The 8,820-nt window shown below is 45.1% G+C and carries 7 protein-coding genes and 1 pseudogene; 6 read left to right on the top strand and 2 right to left on the bottom strand.

What is annotated here, in order from left to right:
- Positions 1 to 208: 208 nt before the first annotated feature.
- From B2Z67_RS13735 to B2Z67_RS13725, 3 genes are all read left to right on the top strand, one after another.
- Positions 209 to 2,434: a S9 family peptidase gene (locus B2Z67_RS13735; RefSeq protein ID WP_291530405.1), complete on the top strand. Its 2,226-nt coding sequence runs from the start codon at positions 209 to 211 to the stop codon at positions 2,432 to 2,434.
- A 29-nt stretch (positions 2,435 to 2,463) separates the two neighbouring features.
- Entirely contained in the window at positions 2,464 to 3,336 is an 873-nt protein-coding gene (gene lipA, locus B2Z67_RS13730; protein WP_291530404.1) for a lipoyl synthase, read from the top strand.
- A gap of 80 nt (positions 3,337 to 3,416) precedes the next feature.
- Positions 3,417 to 4,535 carry a hypothetical protein gene (locus tag B2Z67_RS13725; RefSeq protein ID WP_291530403.1) on the top strand — a complete coding sequence of 373 codons (1,119 nt, stop codon included), beginning with the start codon at positions 3,417 to 3,419 and terminating at the stop codon, positions 4,533 to 4,535.
- Here the strand turns inward: B2Z67_RS13725 and B2Z67_RS13720 are convergent.
- Complete coding sequence (locus tag B2Z67_RS13720; RefSeq protein ID WP_291530402.1) at positions 4,501 to 5,205, bottom strand: SAM-dependent methyltransferase; 705 nt, start codon at positions 5,203 to 5,205, stop codon at positions 4,501 to 4,503. The two genes, B2Z67_RS13725 and B2Z67_RS13720, sit on opposite strands and share 35 nt — an antisense overlap.
- A 127-nt stretch (positions 5,206 to 5,332) precedes the next feature.
- Positions 5,333 to 6,190, bottom strand: coding sequence for an enoyl-ACP reductase FabI (locus B2Z67_RS13715; protein WP_291530401.1), 858 nt, complete (start codon positions 6,188 to 6,190; stop codon positions 5,333 to 5,335).
- Positions 6,191 to 6,418: 228 nt separating this feature from the next.
- On the opposite strand from B2Z67_RS13715, the gene B2Z67_RS13710 reads away from it, so the two are divergent.
- The 3 genes and pseudogenes from B2Z67_RS13710 to B2Z67_RS13700 all read left to right on the top strand — a co-directional run.
- Positions 6,419 to 8,023 (top strand): glycoside hydrolase family 28 protein, encoded by a 1,605-nt coding sequence (locus B2Z67_RS13710; RefSeq protein WP_291530400.1) that lies wholly within the window; start codon positions 6,419 to 6,421, stop codon positions 8,021 to 8,023.
- Between the two features lie 151 nt (positions 8,024 to 8,174).
- The gene (locus B2Z67_RS13705) at positions 8,175 to 8,312 is read left to right on the top strand and encodes a hypothetical protein (RefSeq protein ID WP_291530399.1); all 138 of its coding nucleotides are present in this window, start codon (positions 8,175 to 8,177) and stop codon (positions 8,310 to 8,312) included.
- A pseudogene (locus B2Z67_RS13700) lies at positions 8,303 to 8,647 on the top strand (DUF4861 family protein); the annotation flags it as partial. The gene B2Z67_RS13705 and the pseudogene B2Z67_RS13700, both read left to right, overlap by 10 nt.
- Between the last annotated feature and the right edge of the window lie 173 nt (positions 8,648 to 8,820).

Below are 8,820 nucleotides of genomic sequence, written 5' to 3'. Positions count from 1 at the left end.
GAGGGGTGAGGGTAGAATCGCTCGAAACCCCGGGAGGGAGATTACATACATTGCCTGCATTATTCACAACCGTGCATACCGGTCGAAAAAGGCAGAAACACCCCTTTACGCTTAATTTCAAATTATAAAGTAACAACAGATTATGGCAGTATGAATATAAATTGTATCTTTGTGACTCAATGTTCGATTATAATGTTCTTGTATAAAGATGAAACAGATAACTACAACCCTACTCCTTTGCCTGTGCGTATTAACAAGTTTCGCACAAGGCAAGCAACCACTTAATTTAAAAGACATCGTATCAGGTAAATTCCGTGCGGAAAACATTTACGGAGTAATCCCCATCCCGGGCGATGGAGAACACTATTCACAAATGAGCGCGGAAGGAACGCAAATCATCAAATACTCTTTCAAAACCGGGAAACAGGTGGAAGTACTGTTCGACGCCGCCACCGCACGCGAATGCCCGTTCAAGAATTTCGATAGCTACAGCTTCTCGCCCGATGGCAGCAAACTACTCATTGCCACCGAGACAACCCCCATCTACCGCCACTCTTACACCGCCGTACACTATCTGTACAGCCTGAGACGCAACCTTGACGGGAAAATCAATAACGTAGTGGAAAAACTATCCGACGGCGGCCCGCAACAGGTTCCCGTTTTCTCGCCGGACGGAACGATGGTAGCATTCGTACGCGACAACAACATCTTCCTTGTTAAGCTCCTCTTCGGAAACAGCGAAAGCCAGGTTACGGAAGACGGCAAACGCAATGCCGTGCTCAACGGCATTCCCGACTGGGTGTATGAAGAAGAATTCGCCTTCGACCGCGCGCTGGAATTCAGTGCCGACAGCCAGATACTCGCCTACATTCGCTTTGACGAGACGGAAGTGTCCTCCTACAGTTTCCCCATCTTTGCCGGAAGCAATCCCCACATCTCCGCATTCGAAAAGTATCCGGGCGACTACACTTACAAATACCCTAAAACGGGCGAAGCGAATTCCAAAGTGTCCGTGCACACCTTCGACATCAAATCCAAAGTAACCCGTAAGATGAACGTGCCGATGGATGCGGACGGATATATTCCGCGTATCCTCTTCACACAAGACCCCAATAAGCTTGCCATCATTACAATGAACCGCCACCAGAATCGCCTCGACATGTACTTCGGCGACCCGCGCTCCACGGTATGCAAGCTGGCATTGCGCGACGAAAGCGACACTTACATCAAAGAAGCCGTATTAGACAATATCCGTTTCTATCCCGAGAACTTCAGCTTCCTGAGTGAGAAGAGCGGCTACAACCATCTCTATTGGTACAGCATGGGCGGCAATCTCGTAAAGCAAGTTACCGCCGGAAACTATCAGGTAAAGGAATTTCTGGGATGGGATGCAGGTGAAAACACCTTTTACTACACCAGCAACGAAGAAAGCCCCTTGCGGAAAGCCGTCTATAAGATAGACCGCAAAGGAAAGAAAACCAAACTGTCCGCCCAGCCGGGTATTAACACTCCGCAGTTCAGTACGGACATGAAGTACTATATGAACCGTTACTCAAACCTGAGCACTCCTACCGTAATCACTCTGAACGACAACACAGGAAAAGAATTGGCTACACTCGTTACCAATGATAAACTGAAACAGACATTGGCACAGTACAACGTTCCCCGGAAAGAATTCTTCACCTTCCAGACTCCCGACGGCGTAACCCTGAACGGCTGGATGATGAAGCCTGTCGACTTCTCCGCTTCCCGGAAATATCCCGTATTGCAGTACCAATACAGCGGTCCCGGTTCGCAACAAGTACTTGATTCATGGAGCATCAGTTGGGAAACTTACATGGCAAGCCGCGGCTTTATCGTAGTTTGCGTAGACGGGCGCGGCACAGGCGGACGGGGCACCGAATTTGAAAAGTGCACATACCTGAGCCTCGGCGTGAAAGAAGCCAAAGACCAGGTGTTCACTGCCCAACACATGGGCAGCCTGCCCTACGTAGACAAAAACCGCATCGGTATCTGGGGATGGAGCTACGGCGGATACATGACCATTATGAGCATGAGCGAAGGAACACCCGTATTCAAAGCCGGAGTTGCCGTAGCCGCCGTTACCGACTGGAACTTCTACGACACAATCTACGGAGAACGTTTCATGCGTACTCCCCGGGAGAATGCCGAAGGATACAAAAGCTCGTCCGCCTTCACCCGCGCCGACAAGCTGCACGGTAACCTGTTGCTTGTACACGGCATGGCGGACGACAATGTCCACTTCCAGAACCTCACCGAGTATGCCGAGCGTCTGGTGCAACTGGACAAACAATTCGACATGCAGATATACACCAACCGCAACCACAGCATCTATGGCGGTAACACCCGCTATCACTTGTACACGAAACTGACGAACTTTTTTGAAAGCAATCTACTACAGGAGTTAAAGTAGTTAGAGTTGTTAAAACAGAAATCATTACCATGAATAACAGAGTACGTAAACCCGAATGGCTCAAAATAAGCATCGGAGCCAACGAGCGTTATACTGAAACCAAACGCATAGTCGACACCCACTGCCTGCACACCATTTGCAGCAGCGGGCGCTGTCCCAATATGGGGGAATGCTGGGGGAAAGGAACCGCTACCCTGATGATAGGCGGCGATATATGTACCCGTAGCTGTAAATTCTGTAATACCCGGACAGGGAAACCGCTTCCCTTAGACCCGGACGAACCTACCCGTGTGGCAGAGTCGGTAGCCTTAATGAAGCTCTCCCACGCAGTCATCACCTCCGTTGACCGTGATGATTTACCCGACCTCGGAGCATCACATTGGAAACAAACCATTCTTGAAATCAAACGCCTGAATCCGGAAACTACTGTCGAAGTACTCATTCCCGATTTTCAAGGCAAGAAAGAACTGGTTACACAAATCATCGAAGCACAACCCGAAATTATATCGCACAATATGGAAACCGTAAAACGCATCACTCCTCTCGTACGCAGCGCAGCCCGCTACGAAACAAGTCTCGAAGTAATACGCCAGATAGCCGGAAGCGGAATAACCGCCAAATCAGGTATCATGGTAGGATTGGGAGAAACTCCCGAAGAAGTAGAAGAATTAATGGACGACCTTCGCCTGACAGGATGTCGAATCCTAACCATCGGACAGTATTTGCAACCCTCCCACAAACATTATCCTGTGATGGAGTATGTTACTCCGGCTCAATTTGCCTCTTACCAAAAGGCAGGTCTGGCAAAAGGTTTCGACCAGGTAGAAAGCGCTCCGCTGGTGCGTTCCTCCTACCATGCTGAGAAACATATTCAGCCTTATAAAAAACATGTTCATCTTTAACAAAAAAAGGCACGAAGCAAAGAAACCAATTACTTTTTCTATTTGTTATTTACAAGGAAACGACAAAAATAAAAACCACAATGTCCAACAAAGATATTCTATCATCGAAATTTAATATGTCACTGGGATTTATTCCGGTTATAATATCTATTATATTATGTGAATTTACGGCTCAAGACATTTCTATCTACATTGGTGCAGGCATAGGAGTTCTATATTGCCTATATACGCTATATGGAAAGAAAGCGAAAATCCTGAATTTCTTACTCTACTGTACCACAGGGATGCTCCTGCTATTGACATTAACCACTTTTCTCTTTAGTGGTTATTACCCTTTAAGAATGTACGCACTGACTCTGGAAATCATTGTCGTGATACCTGTATTCATAATCTTCCTGAACAGGAAACGCCTCCTCAACCACTTCACCTCTCAGGCGAATCCCGGCAACCAACTTTCTGCACAAAGTGCAGAATCCTCAATCGTATCCGCACGGGTACTTCTCATTATCGTATTCCTGCACTTCCTGATAACCTTCATAACGGCTATGATACCCGGTACTATGGGCGAGGGTACCCGTAGGTTCTTGTTCGGTATCTGTCCTTCTGTCGTATTCATACTAAGCATACTGTTCAACCAGTTCGGTATTTTCTATTTCAATCAGGTAATGAAACGTACGGCATTGGTTCCTATTGTCAATACCAAAGGAGATGTAATCGGCAGATGCCTGGCAGCGGACGCCATCAAGCATAAGAATGACTTTATCAATCCGGTAGTTCGCATCGCAGTAGTCCACAACGGTATGCTGTACCTCCGCCCGCGGCCTCAGCGTTGCGTACTCGATAAAGAAAAAACCGATGTTCCGATGGAATGCTATCTTTTATTTGGTGAAACGTTGAAACAAGGAATTATGCGTCTTGTAAAGCAGGCTTTTCCACAAATCCCTATACAAGACTTGCAATTCAACACCATGTATCACTTTGAGAATGAAGTGACGAACCGGCTTGTCTACCTCTTCCTCCTGGATATAAAAGACGAAAGCCTCTTACAGGATGCACAACACATAGAGATCGGTAAACTTTGGACACTACAGCAAATAGAATCTAATTTAGGGAAGAACTTCTTCGGCAATTGCTTTGAGAATGAATTCGAGCACTTGAAAGAAGTTATTTGTACAAGAGAAAAATACAAGGAATCTTAGAAAGGTCGGGAACTTTGCCTTGCCACTCTTTCACCGTCTTAGTCTTTATATACTCTCCTTCGCACGTGATGTTTGCGGCGATGCAGAGCTTGGTTTGCAGACGGCAGTTGCGCAAGATATCTTCCGCCATTTTGTTATTGCGGTAAGGTGTTTCAATAAACAGTTGGGTTTGATGCTCGGCATACACACGTTGTTCCAGGCTTTTTAGTTTCTTAGCCCGTTCGTCCGGCTCAATGGGAAGGTAACCGTGGAAAGCAAAACTTTGCCCATTGAAGCCCGAAGCCATCACGGACAGTATTATGGAAGAAGGTCCTACCAACGGCACTACCTTTAAATTCTTCCGTTGTGCAATTGCCACAACATCAGCTCCCGGATCAGCCACCGCGGGACAACCGGCCTCAGATATCACTCCCATAGGCTTTCCTTCCAGCAACGGTTTCAGATAACCGGAAATATCTTCGGCGGACGTATGCTTATTCAACGGATAAAAGGTCAACGCATCAATATCTATCTCCCGGTCTACCTTTTTGAGGAAACGACGCGCCGAACGCACATCTTCCACAATAAAATGACGGATATCCGCTATTACCTCCTTATTATAAGAAGGTAATACGGATTCAAGTGCTGTATCACCCAGAGTAACGGGTAAAAGATAAAGAGCAGGAAGCATGTTGATTAGTGATTAGTGATTAGAGGTTAGTGATTAGTGATTAGGGGTAAAGGATTAGTGATTAATAACTATACAGTGAACAGCGCAGCCTATTAATCACTAATCACTTAACACTAATCACTAATTATCATCCATAAATAATGTTTCCGTTCTCATCCATATATTCGTCCAGCCCTTTTTCATAAGTAGCCATAGCCCGCAAGCTCATACCTACACTGGAGAAACCACCATCGTGATACAAGTTCTGCATAGTAACCTTACGAGTGAGGTCGGAGAACATCATGATGCAATAATCAGCACATTCGTCTGCCGAGGCATTACCGAGGGGAGACATGCGATTGGCGAAGTCCAACAACTTGTCCATACCCTTCACACCCGAACCGGCAGTTGTCATAGTCGGAGATTGTGAAATGGTATTTATACGCACATTGTGTTCGCGGCCATATATATAACCGAAGCTGCGCGCAATAGATTCCAGCAAAGCCTTAGCATCTGCCATATCATTATAGCCGTAGAATGTGCGCTGGGCGGCCACATAACTCAATGCAAGGATTGAACCGTAATCGGCAACCGCATCCAGCTTCTTGGCAGCCTGTATCATCTTATGAAAAGACACTGCGGAAATATCCAGCGTCTTACCCAACATTTCATAATCAAGATCATCATACGTACGTTTCTTACGAACATTCGGAGACATTCCAATGGAGTGAAGTACAAAATCAACCTGACCGCCCAATACTTCCATAGAGCGCTTGAATACATTTTCCAAATCTTCTACGTTGGTAGCGTCAGCAGGAATCACTTCACATTTCAATTTATCTGCCAGTGCGGATACTTCACCCATGCGAACTGCCACCGGGGTATTGGACAAGGTGATTGTCGCACCTTCTTCTACAGCTTTCTCAGCTACTTTCCAGGCAATAGACTGCTCATTCAGAGCACCGAAAATAATGCCTCTTTTTCCTTTCAACAAATTGTAACTCATACCTATTATATATTCATTAACCGATTTTGAGGGCGCAAAGATATGAACTTTCTGTATAAGAAATCCGAAAGTATGCAAAGAAAAAGGCTAAAATCACAAATAGTCCACCTAAACTAACAAATTGTACACATGATTTCAGCCAAATCCCGATACATTTGCAATTGATAATTAAACAAGGTTTTTATAATATTTAAAGATTAGAATCAGGTTAATATGAAACTCTTATCAATGAACACATTTATCAAAAAATCATGGATGCTTATGGCATTATCTCTTCCGCTGCTCTCTGTTCAGAATACAGTAAAAGCGCAAAATAGAAATTATATAGATGAAAGTATCTATGAGAATCTGCCTTTCGAGATGCCGAAAGTACAACAACCCGTTTTCCCGGATTACACAGTCAACATCACAGACTTTGGAGCCAAAGGAGACGGTATTATGTTGAATACCCAAGCCATCAATGATGCTATCAAAGCCGTTAACACCAAGGGTGGCGGTAAAGTAATTATCCCCGAAGGACTGTGGCTGACCGGGCCTATCGTCCTGCTGAGTAACGTCAACTTATATACTGAGAAGAACGCCTTAGTACTGTTCACAGCTGATTTTGAAGCATATCCTATTATCAAGACTTCTTTTGAAGGACTGGATACGCACCGTTGCCAGTCTCCTATCTCGGCTTTGGGGGCCGAGAATATCGCTATTACCGGACAAGGTGTTTTCGATGGTTCAGGCGATAGCTGGCGTCCGGTGAAGAAAGATAAAATGACTGCCGGACAATGGAGCAACCTGGTTAATTCGGGTGGTGTGGTCGATAAATCCGGCAGCATCTGGTATCCTACCGCAGGCGCCTTGAAAGGGGCTATGGCTACTAAGGAATTCAACAATCCGAGCGATATTAAAAGTGAGGAAGAATGGAATGAAATCCGTCCCTGGTTACGCCCGGTATTGCTGAGCATCGTGAAAAGCAAAAAAGTATTGTTGGATGGCGTAACCTTTAAGAACTCTCCAAGCTGGTGTCTGCACCCACTGTCATGCGAGCATGTCACTATTCAGAACGTAAGGGTATTCAATCCCTGGTATTCTCAGAACGGTGACGCACTTGACCTTGAATCTTGCAAGAACGCACTGATTATCAATAACATTTTTGATGCAGGCGATGATGCTATCTGTATCAAGTCGGGAAAAGATGCCGACGGTCGCAAGCGTGGCGAGCCTTGCCAGAATGTGATTGTAAAGGACAATACTGTATTGCACGGACATGGAGGTTTCGTGGTAGGTAGCGAAATGTCGGGCGGTGTAAAGAATGTATATGTAACAAACTGTACTTTCCTCGGTACGGATGTAGGTCTGCGCTTCAAGAGCACCCGCGGACGCGGTGGTGTAGTCGAAAGCATTTACATCAGCAACATCAACATGATCGACATCCCGCATGAAGCATTGTTATTCGACCTTTACTACGGTGGTAAAGCCGCCGGCGAAGAAACGGAAAACGACCTTGCCAACAGAATGAAATCGTCCATTCCGCCCGTAACGGAAGAAACTCCTGCTTTCCGCAACATTCACATTAGCAACATCACCGGCAAAGGCATAGGACGCGCCATGTTCTTCAACGGTTTGCCCGAAATGCCTATCCGTAATGTGCACGTAAAAGATGTGGTGATTACAGATGCCAAACAAGGCATCGTTATCAGTCAAGCCGAAAACGTATCCATCGAAAACGTAAAGATAGAAACAAAGGGTGCGACATTGCAGGTAAAGAACGCTAAAGACCTGAAAATAAATGGAAAAGCATACAACAATTCGGCTGATAAAGCTCAGAATCTTGATTTATAACCGGCATTCGCAATATCGCCGGTATATGAAGAAATAAAGTAACCGCGTGTCAGTTAACTCACAAAGCCGATAGTATTTATATCAATATAGAAATGGTATTATACAAGAGATACATTACTTTTGTGGCAAATCAGCTATACATTCAACAACCATGAAAAAGAGAATCCTTATAGTATTACTGTTACTATGCAGCCTCTGTGCAACGGCAGAAGCACAAGAATCAGAAATGAGTTTTGCTGTGGAAGTAAACAACACCTGGAACAAGGCGAAAGCTGACGAACCGGTGTAATGGACATCAAAGGCTCCGTATCTTATTCCGACCGCAAAGGTCGGATAGCATGTTGGGGAACCGACTGGCCTGTGAACGACACCGTGAAGTACGCCAAAGAAACCGTAGGATTATGTACGTATATCCATCAGAAGTATGTGAAAGCAGAAGTGAAAGATGCTGCCAATTATCTGTACACAATCGGCGCTAAAGACAGCAAGTATTTCACTCACAATGTTACTTTTACATCGATGAAAGAGACTTTCGGATATCAAACTCCCGAAGAGTGGTTCGCCTGTATTCGCGAATGGAAAGAAGAGATGGAACATCCGGCGACGGTGAAAGTAATCAAGTGATAAGATTGTACACCTTACGAACCGAAGTAATTCAGAAAGTAAAGTACGTTATTCAAAAGATATTTTTCATCCGCAGATGATGCAGATTATACATTTAAGTTTCACATGTTTTTTATCTTGTTGATAATCTGTAATATCTATATTGATAATCAAGACTATCTCTATTCTCCTCC

It is taken from the genome of Bacteroides sp. UBA939, assembly GCF_002293435.1.
Taxonomy (GTDB): domain Bacteria; phylum Bacteroidota; class Bacteroidia; order Bacteroidales; family Bacteroidaceae; genus Bacteroides.
Note: the sequence above shows the minus strand (reverse complement) of the source record. Positions and strands in the feature narration are given on the sequence as shown.

What these genes read in the sequence shown, in the direction of transcription:
- lipA (WP_291530404.1), top strand. Translation starts at nt 2,464, where the DNA reads ATGAATAACAGAGTACGTAAACCCGAATGGCTCAAAATAAGCATCGGA.
- B2Z67_RS13715 (WP_291530401.1), bottom strand. Translation starts at nt 6,190, where the DNA reads ATGAGTTACAATTTGTTGAAAGGAAAAAGAGGCATTATTTTCGGTGCT.
- B2Z67_RS13710 (WP_291530400.1), top strand. Translation starts at nt 6,419, where the DNA reads ATGAACACATTTATCAAAAAATCATGGATGCTTATGGCATTATCTCTT.
- B2Z67_RS13735 (WP_291530405.1), top strand. Translation starts at nt 209, where the DNA reads ATGAAACAGATAACTACAACCCTACTCCTTTGCCTGTGCGTATTAACA.
- B2Z67_RS13720 (WP_291530402.1), bottom strand. Translation starts at nt 5,205, where the DNA reads ATGCTTCCTGCTCTTTATCTTTTACCCGTTACTCTGGGTGATACAGCA.
- B2Z67_RS13725 (WP_291530403.1), top strand. Translation starts at nt 3,417, where the DNA reads ATGTCCAACAAAGATATTCTATCATCGAAATTTAATATGTCACTGGGA.
- B2Z67_RS13705 (WP_291530399.1), top strand. Translation starts at nt 8,175, where the DNA reads ATGAAAAAGAGAATCCTTATAGTATTACTGTTACTATGCAGCCTCTGT.